Origin of the sequence: Lacticaseibacillus parakribbianus (assembly GCF_025490915.1) — a bacterium.
GTDB lineage: Bacteria > Bacillota > Bacilli > Lactobacillales > Lactobacillaceae > Lacticaseibacillus > Lacticaseibacillus parakribbianus.
Genome location: NZ_JANQBA010000012.1, coordinates 45599 through 64382 on the forward strand (window position 1 = coordinate 45599; position 18784 = coordinate 64382).

Consider the following 18784-nt stretch of genomic DNA (forward strand, 5'->3'; position numbering starts at 1 on the left):
TAGCCAACCCCTGACCAGGCCTCACAAAATCGGAATCGCGTTACAAATATGCAACTCCGATGGTGATGAACCTGTTCAACTGATTAGCTAATCATTTTTTGAATATAAAATGAGTCGTTATAACGAGGTTAATGCTACCCCAAACGCAAGAAAAACTCAAGTGGGTTTCGATGGGGCGAGCAAGACCTTACCGCCTATGTCAGCGCGACTGAAACCACGGCCAAAGTCCCCGCCGTTGCCGCCATGGCTGTCGATGCAACTATGGACAAACCGAGGCAACCAATTCGTTAATCTCCTCACCGGCCATGTCAGCCATTTTTGCGGATTGACTGCGAACCAAGCTGACCAAATCCAGCACAGGGTCACCGACTGACACTCACCTGGCCTCACGATCGCCCATCCCCCATTGGATGGGCGATTTTGCTAACCCCACATCTCTTAACCGCTTTGCGACAAGCTAGCACCGCTTCAAATGCAAGCCCTCAAAACCTGCGGCTCCGCCGCCTCGGCGCTTCGCGCCGTAAGAATCCCAGGTGATCTAGGAAAGGGGTGAAGCACATGCTCGACTTGATGTCCGTATTGGGAAGCATCTGGGGTAACAGCACCGGCACCCACAACTAACTTTTCACATAGCTCGCCTATATGGCGGGCTTCTTTTTCTCTGAACCAGGCGGTATCATAATTACATCGAAGCGAGGAGGCACGGGTATGAATGGACAGGAACTGGGCGCCATTTTCAGACGATTCCGCATAAATCACGGCGTCACCACCAAGCAGGCAGCCGGCGCTAACGGATCTGCGGCCACAATATCGCGCTTTGAGCGTAGCGAAAGTGACATTTCAACCGAAACAGCAGCCACTCTGATGTACAACATTGGCATGGGATCGAGGGAGCTCGATGACCTCATCATTACCCCCGGCTATCACTTCCCCGACCCACGCGATTACGTGGTTAAAGACGATTCGGAAGGCCTGCTCAGAGAAATCGAGTCCTACACCAAGGCCCACCCAGGTTTCAATGGATCTAGGGCGATGCGGCTCATCCTCTCGCTTATCAGCACCACTAACGAAGCCTTTCTCACTAAGCCCATTGAGCAAGCTGCTGCGGATGTTCTAGCATACCCGGCTCAAGCAGATATGCTTGAACTCACAGTCTTGCTTTACGTTCTACCCCGCGCCAGCGTTGAACTAATCGCGCTGATTTGGCGACGCTTGATGGCCTTGCCGTTAGCACAGATTGTCTGGGTTCAGCCGTTCATCTGTTACACTGCACTCTTTGGCGTATTGCGGGGTGATGTTCCTCTGCGTGATGAAATCAAAGCCAAACTGTCAGCACACATCAGCGACTCAAAAACTGAAGCCAGCTACCGCGCTGAGTACCCCATTTCAGAAATCACTTTAGCGCTAGCTAATGGGCAAGACGTTGAGCCCTACCTCGCTGCCTTGGAGGTGCTAGGCGCTGAATTACTCGCGAAATGGCTCCGCAAGACGATTACCCGCCAGGAAGCGGGAGTGATCCACAACGCTCAACTAGTCGACAACGCCAAGCTGGCGTTGCAGATTCGACCCAATGAGAGCCTACTTTCAGGTTCAACCTTAAGTAAGATTAGAAAGCAGCACGGTCAAACAATCGACAGCCTCAACATCTCCTGGTCAAAAGCCGCACAGTCGCGTTTTGAAAACGGAAAGACACAGCCCGGCTTTCTCAAAACGTTACAATTATTCGAGGCGCTCTACATTCCCCTTACGCTTCTCAATCGTGGCGGCGACTTGGTGAGTTCCTATCGCCGCGCCTATAATCAAGTCACCGGCCTCGCCCGCGAGGCCAAGGCCAAGCACCACACCCGCAAGATGTTGCTGAAAGTCGTTGACGATTTCATTAAAGCAAATCAGGGCACGCCAGCTGGCCTGCTGCACCTTCAAGAGCGCTCCCTCATCAGCTCCCTGGTTGGGATGGCGACCGAGCTTTTTCCGTACGACGATCCACTTAACCGCGGCTTAACAGCCGAAGAATCAGCTGACGTGGTCGCCTACTACGCAAGCCAAACTGATATCTGTATCGGTGATCTGGGGCTTTCACTTCACGCGCTGGAGATTCTCGACCAAGAATATCTGCCACCAATGACCGAAGCTATATTCACGCATCTCCGACCAGAATCCAAAGCCTGGGAATTATGTGTGGAAGAAGCAGACACATTCATGTGCGGCCCCGTCTACTTTCAAAACCGAAGTCTCATTACGCGTGTCGCCAAATACTTCAAGAACACCAGCTCATTCGCGGAATATAACTGGAATGTGCAGGCTGCCGTCACGCAAACCGAGCTTATGGCAAAAGCATTCCGGCAGAACACACCAGAGACCAGGACTGCCGTTGCCGCATTCAATAAGGCGCGGGCGCTGATTATGCCACAGCCTGCTAACGCCTTTGAGCCGGCAAATTGGATGTTGTTTGCGCTGGATAAAGACTATGGGCACTTCAAGTAGCCGCATTGCCGCTTCAAACGGCTTTTAATCCAACCGCGCCCGCGATTTTGAAGCCGCCCTCATCGCGTCCAGCAGCCCTTGTGCTTCGCTATTGGTCAGCTGCCGCCCGATAATCGCCGACACGCCAAACACGCCGCCTGCCTCCTCACAAGCAGACGGCTCTTTTGTTGCCTCGGCGAGGCGAAACGTCACCGAGATTACCGCTTACGCGATCACGACAAGACGGAAGCTATCCTCACTATTCTGACAAGGCGTTTTGAGGAAGCGAGATTTGATTTTTATGAGCAAGCATAGGCAATTAAGTTATAAAGCCCATAAATATTTAGGCGAAACAGACTTCACAATGTTCTTCGAAAAATCGCGATAGTGTATCAAAAAAGCCCTGGTATCAAGGGCTCGACGTATATTTAACTCTTCCCGATTTAAGTTTCGCTTGTTCAATTCCTATTTGCCTTTAGTATCCTCACTATTCATCTTCAGAATACTCATGAACGCCTCTTGCGGCACCTCGACGGAGCCGACCGCCTTCATGCGCTTCTTGCCGGCTTTTTGCTTCTCCAGCAGCTTGCGCTTGCGGGTGATATCGCCGCCGTAGCACTTGGCCAAGACGTTCTTGCGGTAAGCCTTGACGGTGCTGCGAGCGATGATCTTGTTGCCGATGGCGGCCTGGATTGGAATCTCGAACTGCTGGCGCGGAATGGTTTCCTTCAGCTTGGCCACGATGGCGCGGCCGCGGTCGAAGGCGAAGTCCTTGTGAACAATCGTGCTCAGCGCATCGACCGCGTCGCCGTTGAGCAGGATGTCCATTTTGACCAGGTCGGACTCGCGGTAGCCGGTGATCTCGTAGTCCAAGCTCGCGTAACCCTTGGTCGAGCTTTTGAGGTCATCGAAAAAGTCGTAGATAATCTCGGACAGCGGCAGGTTGTAAATCACGTTGACGCGGTACTTGTCGAGGTAATCCATGGTGACGAACTCGCCGCGCTTGCGCTGGGCGATTTCCATCACCGGTCCCACGTAATCGTTGGGCACCATGATGCTGGCCTTGACGTAAGGTTCGGCAATGCTGCGAATCTCGCTGGGCTCCGGCAGCTCGGCCGGGTTGTCGATGGTAATGGTGCTGCCATCGGTCAGCTTGACCTGGTAATCCACGGAAGGCGCGGTCATGATCAGGTCCAGGTTGAACTCACGCTCGAGCCGCTCCTGCACCACGTCCATGTGCAACAGCCCCAAGAAGCCGCAGCGGAAGCCAAAGCCGAGGGCCTGGGAGGTTTCCGGGGTGAATTCCAGCGCCGCATCGTTGAGCTGCAGCTTCTCCAGCGCCTCGCGCAAGTCGTTGAAACGGGCGTTGTCGACCGGGAACAGGCCGGAGTAGACCATCGGCGTGATTTTACGAAACCCATCGAGCGCCTTGGTCGCCGGCCGGGCGGCCAGGGTCACGGTGTCGCCGACGCGGGTGTCTTGGATGGTCTTGATGCTGGCGGTGATGTAGCCGACGTCGCCGACCATCAGAAAGTCCCGCGGCACGGCCTTGGGCGACATCACGCCGACCTCGGTCACGTCGAAGGTCTTGCCGTTGCTCATCAGCTGAATGGTGTCGCCGGGCCGCACCATCCCTTGCTTGATTCGCACGGCCAGTACGACGCCGCGGTAGGAATCGTAGACGGAATCGAAAATCAGGGCCTCAAGCGGCGCATCCAAGTCGCCGCTTGGCGCCGGGATGTCCGAGACGATTCGCTCCAGCACCTCCGGGATACCCAGGCCAGTTTTGGCGCTGGTCAAAATCGCCTCGGAGGCGTCCAGGCCGATCATCTCCTCGATTTCTTCCTTCACCACGTCGGGATGGGCGCTTGGCAGATCCACCTTGTTGATGATCGGCACGATCTCCAGGTCATCGTCCAGCGCCAGGTAGACGTTGGCCAGCGTCTGGGCCTCGACCCCCTGCGCCGCATCGACCAGCAGCAGTGCCCCTTCACAGGCGGCGAGGCTGCGGCTGACCTCGTAGGAGAAGTCGACGTGGCCCGGGGTGTCGATCAGGTGAAAAATGTAGGTCTCGCCGTTTTGGGCCTGGTAGTGAAGCTCCACCGCGTTGAGCTTGATGGTGATGCCACGCTCGCGCTCAAGCGGCATGTCGTCCAGCACCTGCGCCTGCATGTCGCGCTTGGCAATCGTGTCGGTCAGCTCCAAGATGCGGTCGGCCAAGGTCGACTTGCCGTGATCGATGTGGGCCACAATCGAGAAGTTGCGGATGTGCTGCTGGCGGTTCAATAACTCTGCTTTATCCAATGGGTTGCCTCTTTCTGAAAGTCACTGCCTCTAGTATACCCGAACTGCGCCCGAATGCGCCACTGCCGTTGCCGCATTGACCCAGCGCGATCGCCCGCTCGCCGCCTGCCGCGATGGCTCCTGGAGACGCGGCCATTCCCAGCCGGCTGGGGGCAAGCGCTGATTGGTCACACAACCTGACCCCAGAGGCCACCCTCGCCGACGCGAAGGCGGCCCGCCCCCACCGGGACGGGCCGCCAAGCGGTCAACTTTACTTTTTGAACGCGTCTCGCACCTTGTCGAAAAGCGACCCTTCGTGCGGGGTGACATCCTCGCCGCTGGCAGCGGCGAAGGCCATCAGCGCGTCTTTTTGCTTCTGGTTCAGGGATTTTGGCGTCTTGACCGTCACCGTGACGATCTGGTCGCCGGTGCCGGCGCCTTGCAGGCGCGGTGCCCCCTTGCCCCGCAGGCGGAACTTGCTGTCCGTCTGGGTGCCGGCCGGAATCTTGAGCTCAACCGGACCGTGAACCGTGTCGACCTTAATGGCATCCCCAAGCGCCGCCTGGGCGAAGCTGATCGACAGCTTCAGGTAGATGGTCGCGCCGTCGCGCTGGTACTTCGAACTTTCGGCCACGCGGAACACGATGAACAAATCACCGTAAGGCCCCCCGTTTTGACCGGCCTCACCGGCCTCGCGCAGGCGCATCTGCTGGCCGTCCTCGACGCCGGCTGGGACGGTCACATCGATGGTGTGCCGCTCCTTTTGGTGGCCGGTGCCGTGGCAGTCCACGCACTTGTCCTTGATTTCCTTGCCGGTGCCGTGGCAGACGTCGCAGACTTCACGGCTCATCATGGCCCCAAGCGGCGTGTTGCGCTGCACCTGGATGTAGCCGGAGCCGTGGCACTTGCTGCAGGTCACGGGACTGGTGCCGGGCTTGGCGCCGGAGCCGCCACAGGTGTGACAGACCGCATCGCGATCATAGGAAATCTTGGTGGTTTTGCCGAAAATCGCCTCGGTGAACGTCAGGTCCATGCGGTACTGCAGGTCGGCGCCTTGGCGCGGCGCGTTAGGCGCCTGGCCGCCGCCGGCCCCACCGAAGAACTGGCTGAAGATGTCGTCGAAGCCGCCGAAGCCCTGGCTGGAGAAGCCCTGACCGCCGAAGCCTTGGCCACCGAACCCTTGGCCACCGCCGAAGCCCTGGGGACCGTCGGCCGAGCCGTACTGATCGAAGGCCGCTCGCTTTTGGGGATCGGACAGGACCTGGTAGGCCTCGTTAATCTCCTTGAATTTCTGTTCCGCACCGGGCTCGTGGTTGATGTCCGGGTGGTACTTCTTCGACAACTGGCGAAAGGCCCGCTTGATGGTCGCGTCGTCCGCATCGCGGCTGACGCCCAGAATGTCGTAATAATCTTTCTCTGCCATATTGTCTCCTTTGAGCGGCGCGTGGCGAAGCCGACGCGCGGAAAGTCCTTTCAGGATAGCACAATCTCAATCAAAAAGCCAAAGCCGCCTGGGCTTCGGCTTTTCAACGGGACCTACTGGGCTTACTTCTTGTCGACGTCCTTGTACTCGCCGTCGATGGTGTCGTCTGAGTCACCCTTCTTGTCGTCTTTTGCCTGCGTCGCATCGCCAGTCGGGTTGCCTTGGGCACCGGCCGCCTGCTGCGCCTTTTGGGCTTCTTCGTACATCTTGACGGTCATGTCTTGGACAATCTTGTTCAGGTCGTCGCGCTTGGCCTTCATGTCTTCGATGTTGTTTTCTTGCTGAGCCTTCTTCAGGGCTTCCTTGGCGTCTTCAGCCTTCTTAATCTCGTCGTCGGAGACCTTACCCTTGAGTTCCTTCAGGGTCTTATCCGTCTGGAAGAGCAGCTGGTCGACGTCATTTTTGAGGTCGACTTCTTCCTTGCGCTTAGAGTCGGCTTCCTCGTTCTCCTTGGCTTCCTTCATCATGCGATCGATTTCGTCATCGGACAGGCCTGACGAGCTCTTGATCGTAATGTTTTGGGACTTGCCGGTGCCGAGGTCCTTGGCGGAAACCTGCACGATGCCGTTCTTGTCGATGTCGAACTTGACTTCGATCTGAGGAACGCCACGTGGGGCAGCCGGGATGTCGGTGAGCTGGAAGCGGCCCAGGGTCTTGTTATCCGCGGCCATCGGGCGTTCACCCTGCAGCACGTGGATGTCAACGGCCGGCTGGTTGTCGGCGGCCGTCGAGAAGACCTGGCTCTTGGAGGTTGGAATCGTCGTGTTGCGGTCGATCAGCTTGGTGAAGACCCCACCCATGGTTTCAATCCCCAAAGACAGTGGGGTCACATCGAGCAGCACCACGTCCTTGACGTCACCGGAGATGACCCCGCCTTGGATGGCAGCGCCGAGCGCAACGGCCTCGTCTGGGTTGATGCTGTGGTCCGGTTCCTTGCCGGTCCAGGACTTGACGGCGTCTTGAACGGCCGGAATGCGGGTGGAGCCACCGTTCAAAATCACCTTGTCCAGGTCGGCGGCGGTCAGGCCGGCATCGCGCAGGGCGTTGTCAACCGGCACCTTGGTCTTTTGAACCAGGTCTTCAGTCATCTGGTCGAACTGGGCACGCGTCAGCGTCCGCTCCAGGTGCAGCGGGCCGTTGGCGCCGGCGGAGATGAATGGCAAAGAAATCTGCGTGGAGGAAACGCCGGACAGGTCCTTTTTGGCCTTTTCGGCGGCGTCCTTCAGGCGCTGCATCGCCATCTTGTCCTTGGCCAGGTCGATGCCGTTTTCCGCCTTGAACTCGCTGACCAGCCAGTCGATGATCTTGTTATCGAAGTCATCGCCGCCCAGCTGCGTGTCGCCGTTGGTCGACAGCACTTCGAACACGCCGTCGCCCAACTGCAGGATGGAGACATCGAAGGTCCCACCGCCGAGGTCGTAAACCAGGACTTTTTCTTCCTTATCGGTCTTGTCCAGGCCGTAAGCCAGACTCGAGGCGGTCGGTTCGTTGACGATCCGCGACACGTTCAGGCCGGCAATCTTGCCGGCGTCCTTGGTCGCCTGACGCTGGGAGTCGTTGAAGTAGGCCGGCACGGTGATGACCGCATCCGTCACTTCTTCGCCCAGGTAATCCTCGGCGAACTTCTTGATGTACTGAAGAATCATCCCGGAAATTTCCTGCGGGGTGTATTCCTTGTCGCCGACCTTGACCTTGTAGCCGGCCTCGCCCATGTGACGCTTGATGGAGATGATGGTGTCTGGGTTTGTGATGGCCTGGCGCTTGGCGACCTCACCGACTTGAATCTCGCCGTCCTTGAACGCGACGACGGAAGGCGTGGTGCGGTTGCCTTCTGGGTTGGTAATGATCTTCGGCTCGCCGCCTTCAAGCACGGCGACGGCGGAGTTGGTGGTCCCTAAGTCAATCCCGATAACTTTACTCATAGTAGTATCCCTTCTCTTTACGATTTAGATTCAGTGTTAATTGGCCACGACGACCATGGCCGGCCGCAGCACGCGGTCCTTGAGCATGTAGCCCTTCTGCAGGACCTGGACGACGGTGTCTTTGGGGTGATCGGCAGAAGCCGGCACGGTTTGAACGGCCTGGTGCAGCGTTGGGTCGAACTTCGCCGTGGCGTCGATTTCGGTCACCGCGTTGTCCTTCAGCGCCGTTTCGAGGTGGCTGTACACCATCTCGACGCCCTTCTTCAGCGACTGTGCGGAATCCGCATCCACCGGCGTCTGCAAGGCGCGTTCGAGGTTGTCGAGCACCGGCAAAACTGCGGCGGCGAGCTTTTGGCCGTCGTACTTCAGCAGCTGGGCCCGCTCCTTTTTGAAGCGGTTGTTCATGTTGCTGATCTCGGCGGCGGCTCGCAGGTACTTGTCTTCGAGCTCGTCGCGCTCCTTTTGAAGTGCCGGCACGTCGATGGCGTCTTCTTTCACCTGGGCGTCTAGATCTGCGGCCATTTCGGCGGCGATTTCGTCCTTCAAGGACTGCTTCGGCGCCGCGTCGGGCTGGGCCTGCTTTTCATCAGGCTGCGTCTCTTTCTCCTTTTTCGTCATGGGAGCCTCCTTGTCATTGATCAAAATGCGTGTAGTAGTTGGTCAACCGCTTGGCCAGCTCCTCACGAAAGGCTGACAGCAGACCAATCATCTTGGAATACGGCATCTGCGTCGGCCCAATCAAGGCGATCATGCCGGTGCCGTGCTCGCCGACGCTGTACTTGGCCGTGATGACGCTCAGGTTGGCCAAGACGTCCGGCGTCAGCTCGGCCCCCAGGCGAACCTGCAGGTCGGCCGCGGTGTTTGGGTTGAGCAGCCGGTTGATGTCGCCTTGCTCCGAGTCGATCATGCCCAAAAGCTGCTTGAGCTGCCCGGCATCCGCATCGCCGACGTAATCCATCAGGTTCAGTCGACCACCGACAAAGAAGCGCTCGGCCGCCGCCTTTTGCAAGACATTGCCGAAAATGTCCAGGAAGCCATCGGCGGAGGTCATGTACTTGAACAGCACCGCCGGCACATCGGTTTGCAACTTTTGAGCAACTGCCCCGAGCGGCAGGCCGACCAGCTGATCGTTGATGATGCGGATCGCCTTTTCGACCTCGTCGGGATCAACCTCCGGCGGCAGCGTGAACAACTGGTTCTCCACGTTGCCGTTGCTGGTGACAAGAATCGCCATCACCTGGTGGTTGCCCAGCGGCACCAGCCGAAAGCCCGTCAGGCGAATGTTCGTCACCTCGGGGCCAAGGCTGATGGCGGTGTAGCTGGTCAGATTGGACAGGATGCGGGCGCTTTGGGCCACAATCTCGTCAATCTTGTAAAAGTGGCCGCCGAACCCCTGCTGAATCGCAGCGATTTCGTTGGGCGTCGCTTGCGCCGGCTCCACCAGGTTGTCCAGGTAATAGCGGTAGCCCTTCGTCGAGGGGACGCGGCCGGAACTGCTGTGCGTCTTTGTAATCAATCCCTGCTCTTCCAAGGCCGCCATGTCGTTGCGGATCGTCGCCGAGCTGACGTGAATCGGTAATTCCGTCATCAAGGTTTTCGAACCCACAGGCTGACCACTTTCCGTGAATAGCCGAATGATTTCCTTTAAGACGAGCAGTTGGCGTTTCGTCAACATATTGCCACCTCTTTTTAGCACTGCAAAGCAATGAGTGCTAACACAATTACTAATATAGCAACCGCCCTTAGCAAAGTCAACCCCGGGTTGCTAAATCAGCCCTGCGCCCGAGTCGCTCACACCAGTGGCTCGTCCAACAAGAACTGCTGGAACACCTCATTGCCCAAAAACATACCCTGGTTGGTCAGGCTCAGGCGCCCGGCGACCTCCTTGAGCAGCTGCTGTTCCTTGAGCCGGTCGATCAGATCCCCGTAGACGTCTTCAATCTGCAGGTGGTAGCGAGCCGCGAAGCGCTTGCGGCTGACCCCCGCCCGAGTGCGGAGACCCAGGAACATTTCCTCTTCAATCTGCTCTTCAAGCGGCACCAAGTGGTGTTCAATCACCGGCACCTTGTTGGCCTCAAGCGGCGCCAGGTACTGCTGAATCGGGCCGAAGTTGTGGTAGCGGTCGCGGCCCAGGTAGCCGAACGCGCCGGCGCCAAAGCCGAAGTACTTGTCGTTTTGCCAGTACAGCAGGTTGTGTTCGCACTGGTAGCCGGGCTTGGCGAAGTTGGAGATCTCGTATTGCTCGCGGCCGTTGGCCCGCATCAGGTCGATGGCGTCTTGGTACATGTCGGCCTCGACGTCTTGGCTGGGCAGCTGCAGCCGCCCCTTGCGCATCAGGTTGTAAAAAATCGTCTTCTTCTCAAGAATCAGCGAGTAGGTCGAGTAGTGCGGCAGATCAAGCGCCAGCGCCTCGTGGAGGCTGTGCAGGAAGTTCTCGCGGCTTTGGCCGGGCAGCCGGAAGATCAGGTCGATGGACAGGTTGTCAAAGCCGACCTGCCGGGCGTTTTCAATCGCCCGATAAACATCTTGGGCCTTGTGGGTGCGGCCGATGCGCTTGAGAATCTGATCATCAAAGGACTGCACCCCGATCGACAGACGGTTGACCCCGTGGTCGCGCATCACCTGTAGCTTGTCCAGCGTCAGCAGGTCGTTGGGGTTGGCCTCAACGGTGAACTCTCCCTGCGTGAAGTGCAACACCTCACGCACCCCGGTGAGCAGCCGGTCCAGCTGCTGGGCCGAAAGCGCCGTCGGGGTGCCACCACCGATGTACACGGTTTGAATCACGTCTTTCGCGTGAGCGGCCATCACCAGCCGCATCTCCCGCAGCAGCATGTCCAAGTAAGTGTCGACCGGCTGGCCCTCGATGAACACCTTGTTGAAGTCGCAGTAGTAGCAGATGTGGTCGCAAAACGGGATGTGAATGTACGCGCCGGCCATCAGTTCCCAAGCTCCTTGAGGTAAGCCTCGGATTCCGCCTGGTCGTGCTGCAGCTGCGCGATCAGCCCGGCGGCCCCATCAAACTTGACCTCGCCGCGCAGGTAGTGCAGCCACTCGACTTGGGTGGCCGCACCGTAGATGTCAGTATTGAAGTCAAACAGGTTGATTTCAAGCGTCACCGGTCGCCCGGCGCCGAAGGTCACGTTGCGTCCCACCGAGGCCATCCCCGGCACCCAGGCGCCGCGGACCAGCACCCGCACCACGTAGATGCCGATGCCCGGCAGGCGTTCGGCCGCCGGTGTGTCAATGTTGGCGGTCGGAAAACCAAGCGTCCGCCCCCGCGCCTCGCCGTGAACAACCGGCCCCGAGGTGCGGTAGGCGTAGCCCAACAGGCCGTTGGCCAAGTCGACATCGCCGGCGTCAAGCGCCTTTCGGATGCGCGTCGATGAGATTTTCTGCCCGTCCTGCAGCGCCTCGGGCACCGTCACCACAGCGAAGCGTGCGGCCGCATACGTCGGCAGCGTGGCCATGTTGGCCACCGCTCGCTTGCCGTAGGTGTAATCGAACCCGGCCACGACCACCGCGGCGTTGAGCCCCACCAGATACTGATCGACAAAGGCCTGCGGAGCAAGCGCCGCGAACTCGGGCGTGAAGTGGACAAAGTACAGCAGATCCACCCCGCAGTCGGCCATCAAGGCCTCCTTGCGCGGTCGTGGCGACAGGTAGCGAACGCTTGCGGCCGGCACCCCGCGGTAAATCACCGCAGGGTGAACATCAAAGGTCATCACGGCCAAGGCCAGGCCGCGGCGATCGGCCTCCTGCCTGGCCCGGCGCAGCACCGCCTGGTGACCCAGGTGAACCCCATCGAAGAAGCCCAAGGCCAGCACCACCGGCTTCTTTGGCCGTAGCGCCGCATCAAGCGGCGGTAAAATATCAAAGACTTTCATTCATCGTATCCCCGTTCATCCAAACATTGGCCAAAAACATCACATCCGGGCGGTACAACTCGCCGACCCGGTGGTAAATCGCCTTGAGCGTGGCGCCTTGCATCAGGGCCAGCTGCGGCGCGGTTTGGCTCAGCAAAAGGGCCTTGCCGTTTTGCACGTCGCCCCACTGCGCCGCCGTCAGGCTGACGCGCGGCACCGTGGGATAGGCGTACTCGATTGGCCGCAGGTGAGCCTGGGCCGCCTCAGGGGCAGTCTCTCGCGATAGCGCCCGCAGATCAAGCGTCTGCGCCAGCGTGAAGCCGCCGCTTTGAGTGCGGGTGAGCTGGCTCATCACCGCCGGCAGCCCCAGCGCCTGACCGACATCCACAGCAAGCGTGCGAATGTAGGTCCCCTTGCTGACCGTGGCCGTGAAGGTGAAGCTGACGGTGCCGGCCGCTTCGTCGAACACCGGGGCCGCGGTTCGGGTGAACGCGTAGACATGGGCCGCTCGCCGCGGCCGCTCGACTTGCTCGCCGTGTCGCGCGTAGTCGTATAGCCGCCGCCCGTTGACCTTGACCGCCGAGTACATCGGCGGAATCTGCACAATATCTCCGGTCAGGCTCGCCATGGCCGCATCGATGGCGGCTACGTCAAGCGGTGCGACCAGGCGCTGCCGCGCAATCTCGGCCCCGTCGAGGTCCTCGGTTTCGGTTGCGACCCCAAGCAATACTTCGCCGGTGTAGGTCTTGCCCAGTGCCATCAGCGCCGGGACCGCCTTGGTCGCCGCCCCAAGCGCAATCGGCAACACGCCATCGACGCTCGGGTCCAGGGTACCGGAGTGGCCGATCCGCCTCATCTGTAGCAGGTACCGCAGCTTGCTGACCACGTCTGCAGAGGTCATGCCGCTGGGTTTGTATACTGGCAAAATACCGTCCATATCATTGCTCCCATCCGGGTCGCCGTGCGACCGCATTCAGTCTATTATACCGTGCCGCGGCCAACGGGCCAAGGGTGCCTGGACTGCCAGTCCGGCGAGCGGCCGCTGGGCCATGACGGCGTTCGACCGCTGGACGAAGACGGTGTTCGGCCGCCAGAACGCGCGGCCGCCGGCTTTTGCCACCCCCCGCTTCGCCAGGCCAGCAAAAAAAGCCGCACAGCGGCGGCTTTTTCGTGGTTAATCCTTGTGCATTTCGTTGAGCAGCTGATCGATACGCGCCCCGTACTGAACCGAGGTGTCTTGGACGAAGGTGATCGTCGGCACCTTGAACAGCTTGATGCGCTGCCCGACCTCGCGGCGAATCAGCCCCTGGGCCTTATCCAGGCCGGCTTGGGTCTCCGCGACGTGCTTGGCGTCGTCTTGCAGGACGCTGTAGTAAACGGTGGCCTCCTGCAAATCGCCGGTCATGCGAACCCCGGTGATGGTGACCCCTTGCACCCGCGGATCGTTGACATCCTTGAGCAAAATGTCGTCGATTTCCCGCTGAATCTGCGTTTCAACGCGCCCGATTCGATGTTTCATGTTGCTACCTCCGCGGCGATGCGGCCGTTGGCTGCACCGCTTACTTGACTGGCACTTCTTCCATCGTGTAGGCCTCGATCTGATCGTCGACCTTGATGTCGTTGTAGTTCTCGATGGTCAAGCCGAGCTCAAAGCCCATGGTGACCTTCTTGACGTCATCCTTGAAGCGACGTAGCGAGCCGAGCTTGCCTTCGTGAATTACGATGCCGTCGCGGATCAGGCGAACGCCGGCGTCGCGGGTGATGTACCCGGAGTCGACGAACGCACCGGCCACCGTGCCGATTTTCGACACGTTGATGGTTTCGCGAACCGTCAGGGAGCCGATGACCTTCTCTTCGAAGGTCGGTTCAAGCATCCCCTTCATCGCGGATTCGATCTCCTCGATGGCCTTGTAAATGACCCGGTGCAGGCGAATGTCCACGTCGTCGGCGTCGGCCTGTTGCTTGGCCTGAGGCGTCGGCCGAACGTTGAAGCCGATGATGATCGCGTTGGACGCACTGGCCAGGGTGACGTCGGATTCGTTGATGGCCCCGACGGCCTGGTGAATGATGTTGACGCGAACGCCTTCGACCTCGATCTTGTTGAGCGAGCCGGCCAGTGCCTCGACGGAGCCTTGCACGTCACCCTTGATGATGACGTCGACTTCCTTGAGTTGGCCTTCCTTCATGGTCTCAAACAGGTTATCAAGCGTCACGCGGTGCGTTTCCTGACGAACCTTGTCAAGCGCCCGCTTCGCGCGTTCCTCACCGGCAGCCCGGGCGCTCTTTTCATCGTCGAAGACCACGAACTTATCGGCGGATTGCGGCACGTCGTTGAGCCCAGTGATTTCAACCGGCATCGCCGGCACGGCTTCCTTGACGCGACGGCCACGATCGTTGGTCATGACCCGGATGCGCCCGAAGGTGTTGCCGACCACGACCGGATCGCCGACGTGCAGCGTCCCTTGCTGAACCAGCACGGTGGTGACAGGGCCGCGGCCCTTGTCCAGCTTGGCTTCGATGACCGTGCCAATCGCTTTTTGCTGTGGGTTGGCCTTGAGCTCCAAGACGTCGGCTTCCAGCAGAATCATTTCGAGCAGCTCGTCGATGTTCTTGCCGAACTTCGCCGAAATCTGAACGAAAATGGTGTCGCCGCCCCAGTCTTCTGGGATCAGGCCGTACTCGGTGAGCTGTTCCATCACGTGGTTCGGGTTGGCGCCTGGCTTATCGATCTTGTTGACCGCCACGATGATCGGCGCATTGGCCGCCTTGGCGTGGTTGATCGCCTCGATGGTCTGCGGCATCACGCCGTCGTCGGCCGCAACCACCAGCACGATGATGTCGGTGATGTCGGCCCCCCGCGCCCGCATGTTGGTGAAGGCCGCGTGCCCTGGGGTGTCCAGGAAGGTGATCAGGCGATCGTTCAAGCGCACCTGGTAGGCCCCGATGTGCTGGGTGATCCCGCCGGCTTCGCCTTCGGTCACGTGGGTGTGACGCAGCTTATCCAACAGCGTCGTCTTCCCGTGGTCGACGTGGCCCATGATGGTCACAACCGGCGGCCGCGGTGCCTGGTGGTCCTTGTTGTCGGCCTCGGCCTCGAACAGCGTGTCGATGTCGGCGATGTCTTCGACGACCTTCTCTTCAGCCTCGATGCCGTAGTCGGTCGCGATCAGCTCGATGGCGTCCTTGTCCAGGCTCTGGTTTTGGTTCACCATTACGCCGAGCATGAAGAGCTTCTTGATGATTTCGGCTGGTTCGCGGTGCAAAATCTTACCCAGGTCCTGGGCGTTCATTCCGACCGTGTAGATCAGTTTTTCTGGCAATGGCCGCTCCTTACGTTGTGGCATTTCCTTCTTCGGCTGTGCCTGAGCACGACGCTTGTTCTTCTTGTTGCGCCGCTTGTTGAAGGAGTTACCGCGATTGTCGTTAGATTGCTGTTGACGTCCTTGGAACTGTGGCCGGCTGTGCTCGGCCCGAGCCGCCGGCTTGGCCGGCTGGCTGGTCTGGGCAGCCTGAGCGCGTGGCGCCTCGGCCGGCTTGGCGACCGGACGCGGTGCCGGCTTCTCGGCAGACTTTTCAGCCTGCTTTTCGGCCTTTTGCTCCTCGCGCCGGCGCCGGGAGTCCTTCAGTTGCTGAATGAACTTCTCGTCGTTGCCGGCAACCGGCCGCGGATTCGAGTTGGCCTGGGTCGCCCGGCCGGCGCGTGGCCGAGGGCTTGGCGCCCCGTTGTTGGCGAAACGATCGTTGCGGCGATCGTTGCGCTGGCCGCCTTGGCCCTGGTTCGGCCGCTGACTCTGCTGGCCGCGGTTTTGGTTGCTGCCGCTTTCGTTGCGACCCTGACCGTTGCGGTTGTCGCGCGGCTGGCCACCGCGGTTTTGACCGCCGCGATTGCCTTGACCTTGGCCGCCTTGGCCCTGCTGGCCGTTTTGACCGCGGCCCTGACCGCCACCCATCCGCTGACCACGTGCCGGGGCGTTCTTCGGCCGGCGAATGGCCGACTTCGAAATCTTGGTCTTGCCATCGGCGGTTTTTTGAACCGTGTGGTGGGTCCCAGGCGCCGGCTTCTCGGTTTCGGCCGGCTTGGCCGCCGGTTGCGCCGGGGCAACCTGAGCGGCGGCTGGCTTGGTTGTAGCAGGCTTGGCCGCGGGTTGGGCCGCCTGCGCCTTGGTTGCGGGGGTCAGACCCGACTTGATGGTCGCCTCTTGCGCCGCGTCGATGGTGGCCATGTGCGACGAGAAGACAATGCCCTTCGCCTTGGCGGCATCGAGCACCTGCTTGCTTGTGACGTTCAATTCTTTGGCAAATTCATAAACGCGTTTTTTGCCCATTTCTTCACGCTCCCTTGTTTTTTAGGTGAGCAGCTTTAATAGCTTTTTTGCAAAGCCGGTATCGCAAACCGCGATCAGACTCCGCTTAGCGCCGATCGCGTGCGACAGCTGGCCAGTGGTCAGGCTGTCGACAAGTGGAATCTCGTAAAAGCTACTTTTGTCTGTAAATTTCTTGTGAGTGTTGGCGCTGGCATCGCTGGCAACCAGGATCAGCTTGGCGCTTTGGTCCCGAATGGCCCCCAGCACGAAGCTCTCCCCGGTCACGAGGCGGTCGGCCCGTTTGGCCAGGCCCAGCAGATTCAAGGCTTGCTCTTGGGTCATTGCTTGTCGCCGAAGAGTTCAAGCCGCGCCTTTTGGTGATCGACATAGGCGAAGAGTTCGTCGTAAAATTCCGGTGCCACCTTGATGCCAAAGGCCTTTTCGATGACCTGCTTCTTCTTAGCGGCCTTCACGGCTTCCGGATCCAGGGCAACGTAGGCCCCGCGTCCTTGCGCCTTGCCGGTCGGGTCGATGGCGACGGTGTCGTCGGCGTTTTTCACGATCCGCACCAGAGATTTCTTGGGGAACATCTCGCCGGTCAACAGGTCCTTGCGAAGCGGGATCTTGCGAGTTTTCATAGCGTCCTCCTACTACTCGGCATCCGCCGTGTCGGTCTCGGCCGAATCGGCGTCAGCCGCCGCTTCAGCGTCGGTGTCCGCTTCGGCGTCTTCTGCCGGCGTCGCCGCTGCGGCATCGTCTTCGGCCGCGGCGTCTTGCGCTTCGACGGCCTCATCGGCCTCTTCAAGCTCCTCGTCGTCGACGAATTCGACTTCGGATTCCGGCTTGATGTCAATCTTGTAGCCGGTGAGCTTGGCGGCCAGCCGGGCGTTTTGCCCCTTCTTACCGATGGCCAAGGACAGCTGGTAGTCCGGCACGATGACCGTGCAGGAGCGGTCGTTGTCCTCGTCGTTGAACTGAACGGCGATCACTTGCGCCGGGTTCAAGGCGTTGGCGATGTAATCCACCGGGTCCTCTTCCCACTGCACAACGTCCATGTTTTCACCGGACAGCTCGTTGACGACGGCCTGCACCCGGCTCCCCTTGGGCCCGACGGTGGTGCCGACCGGGTCGACGGAAGGGTTGGTCGACCGCACCGCAATCTTGGTGCGATCGCCGGCCTCACGGGCAATCCCCGCGATTTCGACGACGCCCTGGAAAATCTCCGGGACTTCCTGTTCGAACAGGCGCTTCACCAGGCCGGGGTTGGTACGGGAGACGAAGACCTGAGGGCCCTTGCTGGTGTTTTCGACCTTGGAGACGAAAACCTTGATGCGGTCGTGGGCCTCGTAGTGCTCGTTGGGCATCTGATCTTGCTTGCCCAAGACGGCCTCGATCTTGCCGAGGTTGACGTAGATGAACTTGTTGTCGCGTCGCTCCACCTGGCCGGTCATGATTTCGTCTTCGTACTGGGAGTACTCGTCAAAAATAATGCTGCGTTCGGCTTCACGCACCCGCTGCATGATCACCTGCTTGGCGGTTTGGGCCGCGATGCGGCCGAAGTCACGCGGCGTGACCTCGAAGCGAATCTCGTCGCCGACCTCGTAGGCGCGGTTGATTTCAAGCGCGTCCTTCAGGCCCACTTCAAGGCGGGAGTCAAAGACCTGCTCCGTCACTTCCTTGACGGCGTAAACGTGAATATCGCCCTTCTTGGGGTCGAAGTTGACCTCGACGTTTTGGGCCTGGTTGTAGTTGCGCTTGTACGCAGAAACCAGGGCCGCCTCAAGCGCCTCGATCACGACCTCTTTTTTGACGCCCTTCTCTTGCTCAAGCGCATCGAGGGCTTCGATCATTTCCTTAGACATGTTGTTCCTTCCTTTACAGCGCGTTCGCGCGATTTGCTAGAATTCAATCGCCAGGCGGGCGTTGGCGATGTTTGGTCGCGCAAAGACCTGCGTGTGCTTGCGTCCCTTGTCCTTGAGCTCAAGGGTCAGGGAGTCTTCGGTCAACGCCTTGAGCGTGCCTTCGAACACCTTCTTGCCGTTGAGCTTGGTGAACAGCGAAATGTGAATGTAGTCATTCACCGCGTTTTGGTAATCCACTTCGGTTTTGAGTGGCCGCTCGGCGCCGGGACTTGAGACCTCCAGGAAGTAGGCCTGCGGAATCGGGTCGGGCTCTGTTTGGTCGAGTTTTTCAGACAGGGCCTCGGAGACCATGACGCACTCGTTGAGCGTGATGCCCCCCGGCTTGTCGATGTACACGCGCAGGTACCAGCTGCCGCCTTCCTTCACGAATTCAAGGTCGGCGAGCGAAAATTGGTGTTCGGCTAGGATCGGATCAACGATTGCAGTGACTGCTTCAACAACCGTGCTCAAGCTTTTTCCCCCTTTCACCCCAAGCGACTGGTCACCCGGGGACCTCCAATAAAAAGAGTGAGCATTTCTGCTCACTCCCTTCCGAGGATTTAAT

The 18784-nt window shown here is 59.5% G+C and carries 15 protein-coding genes; 1 reads left to right on the forward strand and 14 read right to left on the reverse strand.

Annotated features, from left to right (window positions below; all coding sequences use genetic code 11):
* Positions 1 to 708: 708 nt before the first annotated feature.
* On the forward strand, positions 709 to 2484 hold the full coding sequence (locus tag NUH19_RS10245) for a helix-turn-helix domain-containing protein (protein ID WP_262316459.1): 1776 nt from the start codon (positions 709 to 711) through the stop codon (positions 2482 to 2484).
* Between the two features lie 444 nt (positions 2485 to 2928).
* Here the strand turns inward: NUH19_RS10245 and lepA are convergent, their stop codons facing one another.
* From lepA to rimP, 14 genes are all read right to left on the reverse strand, one after another.
* Positions 2929 to 4767 carry a translation elongation factor 4 gene (gene lepA, locus NUH19_RS10250; protein WP_262316460.1) on the reverse strand — a complete coding sequence of 613 codons (1839 nt, stop codon included), beginning with the start codon at positions 4765 to 4767 and terminating at the stop codon, positions 2929 to 2931.
* Positions 4768 to 5017: 250 nt separating this feature from the next.
* Positions 5018 to 6169 (reverse strand): molecular chaperone DnaJ, encoded by a 1152-nt coding sequence (gene dnaJ / locus NUH19_RS10255; RefSeq protein WP_262316461.1) that lies wholly within the window; start codon positions 6167 to 6169, stop codon positions 5018 to 5020.
* Between the two features lie 122 nt (positions 6170 to 6291).
* Positions 6292 to 8151, reverse strand: a complete 1860-nt coding sequence (gene dnaK, locus NUH19_RS10260) for a molecular chaperone DnaK (protein WP_262316462.1) — start codon at positions 8149 to 8151, stop codon at positions 6292 to 6294.
* A 36-nt stretch (positions 8152 to 8187) separates the two neighbouring features.
* Positions 8188 to 8769 (reverse strand): nucleotide exchange factor GrpE, encoded by a 582-nt coding sequence (grpE, locus tag NUH19_RS10265; protein WP_262316463.1) that lies wholly within the window; start codon positions 8767 to 8769, stop codon positions 8188 to 8190.
* A 13-nt stretch (positions 8770 to 8782) separates the two neighbouring features.
* The gene (hrcA, locus tag NUH19_RS10270; protein ID WP_262316464.1) at positions 8783 to 9826 is read right to left on the reverse strand and encodes a heat-inducible transcriptional repressor HrcA; all 1044 of its coding nucleotides are present in this window, start codon (positions 9824 to 9826) and stop codon (positions 8783 to 8785) included.
* Between the two features lie 116 nt (positions 9827 to 9942).
* Complete coding sequence (hemW, locus tag NUH19_RS10275; protein ID WP_262316465.1) at positions 9943 to 11088, reverse strand: radical SAM family heme chaperone HemW; 1146 nt, start codon at positions 11086 to 11088, stop codon at positions 9943 to 9945.
* On the reverse strand, positions 11088 to 12035 hold the full coding sequence (gene ribF / locus NUH19_RS10280) for a riboflavin biosynthesis protein RibF (protein ID WP_262316466.1): 948 nt from the start codon (positions 12033 to 12035) through the stop codon (positions 11088 to 11090). Before ribF ends, hemW begins: the two co-directional genes overlap by 1 nt.
* Positions 12022 to 12951 (reverse strand): tRNA pseudouridine(55) synthase TruB, encoded by a 930-nt coding sequence (truB, locus tag NUH19_RS10285; RefSeq protein ID WP_262316467.1) that lies wholly within the window; start codon positions 12949 to 12951, stop codon positions 12022 to 12024. Before truB ends, ribF begins: the two co-directional genes overlap by 14 nt.
* A 237-nt stretch (positions 12952 to 13188) precedes the next feature.
* Entirely contained in the window at positions 13189 to 13533 is a 345-nt protein-coding gene (gene rbfA, locus NUH19_RS10290; RefSeq protein WP_262316468.1) for a 30S ribosome-binding factor RbfA, read from the reverse strand.
* Positions 13534 to 13573: 40 nt separating this feature from the next.
* A complete protein-coding gene (gene infB / locus NUH19_RS10295) occupies positions 13574 to 16339 on the reverse strand; it encodes a translation initiation factor IF-2 (protein ID WP_262316469.1) in 2766 nt (921 codons plus the stop codon).
* Between the two features lie 21 nt (positions 16340 to 16360).
* Complete coding sequence (locus NUH19_RS10300) at positions 16361 to 16660, reverse strand: L7Ae/L30e/S12e/Gadd45 family ribosomal protein (RefSeq protein WP_262316470.1); 300 nt, start codon at positions 16658 to 16660, stop codon at positions 16361 to 16363.
* Positions 16657 to 16956 carry an RNase P modulator RnpM gene (rnpM, locus tag NUH19_RS10305; RefSeq protein WP_262316471.1) on the reverse strand — a complete coding sequence of 100 codons (300 nt, stop codon included), beginning with the start codon at positions 16954 to 16956 and terminating at the stop codon, positions 16657 to 16659. The genes NUH19_RS10300 and rnpM overlap by 4 nt, the downstream gene beginning before the upstream one ends.
* A 12-nt stretch (positions 16957 to 16968) precedes the next feature.
* Positions 16969 to 18180 (reverse strand): transcription termination factor NusA, encoded by a 1212-nt coding sequence (nusA, locus tag NUH19_RS10310; RefSeq protein WP_262316472.1) that lies wholly within the window; start codon positions 18178 to 18180, stop codon positions 16969 to 16971.
* 36 nt (positions 18181 to 18216) lie between these two features.
* Positions 18217 to 18690, reverse strand: coding sequence for a ribosome maturation factor RimP (rimP, locus tag NUH19_RS10315; RefSeq protein ID WP_262316473.1), 474 nt, complete (start codon positions 18688 to 18690; stop codon positions 18217 to 18219).
* Positions 18691 to 18784 lie beyond the last annotated feature (94 nt).

What these genes read in the sequence shown, in the direction of transcription:
- rbfA (WP_262316468.1), bottom strand. Translation starts at nt 13,533, where the DNA reads ATGAAACATCGAATCGGGCGCGTTGAAACGCAGATTCAGCGGGAAATC.
- NUH19_RS10300 (WP_262316470.1), bottom strand. Translation starts at nt 16,660, where the DNA reads ATGACCCAAGAGCAAGCCTTGAATCTGCTGGGCCTGGCCAAACGGGCC.
- NUH19_RS10245 (WP_262316459.1), top strand. Translation starts at nt 709, where the DNA reads ATGAATGGACAGGAACTGGGCGCCATTTTCAGACGATTCCGCATAAAT.
- ribF (WP_262316466.1), bottom strand. Translation starts at nt 12,035, where the DNA reads ATGAAAGTCTTTGATATTTTACCGCCGCTTGATGCGGCGCTACGGCCA.
- dnaK (WP_262316462.1), bottom strand. Translation starts at nt 8,151, where the DNA reads ATGAGTAAAGTTATCGGGATTGACTTAGGGACCACCAACTCCGCCGTC.
- truB (WP_262316467.1), bottom strand. Translation starts at nt 12,951, where the DNA reads ATGGACGGTATTTTGCCAGTATACAAACCCAGCGGCATGACCTCTGCA.
- grpE (WP_262316463.1), bottom strand. Translation starts at nt 8,769, where the DNA reads ATGACGAAAAAGGAGAAAGAGACGCAGCCTGATGAAAAGCAGGCCCAG.
- nusA (WP_262316472.1), bottom strand. Translation starts at nt 18,180, where the DNA reads ATGTCTAAGGAAATGATCGAAGCCCTCGATGCGCTTGAGCAAGAGAAG.
- rnpM (WP_262316471.1), bottom strand. Translation starts at nt 16,956, where the DNA reads ATGAAAACTCGCAAGATCCCGCTTCGCAAGGACCTGTTGACCGGCGAG.
- hrcA (WP_262316464.1), bottom strand. Translation starts at nt 9,826, where the DNA reads ATGTTGACGAAACGCCAACTGCTCGTCTTAAAGGAAATCATTCGGCTA.
- dnaJ (WP_262316461.1), bottom strand. Translation starts at nt 6,169, where the DNA reads ATGGCAGAGAAAGATTATTACGACATTCTGGGCGTCAGCCGCGATGCG.
- hemW (WP_262316465.1), bottom strand. Translation starts at nt 11,088, where the DNA reads ATGGCCGGCGCGTACATTCACATCCCGTTTTGCGACCACATCTGCTAC.
- infB (WP_262316469.1), bottom strand. Translation starts at nt 16,339, where the DNA reads ATGGGCAAAAAACGCGTTTATGAATTTGCCAAAGAATTGAACGTCACA.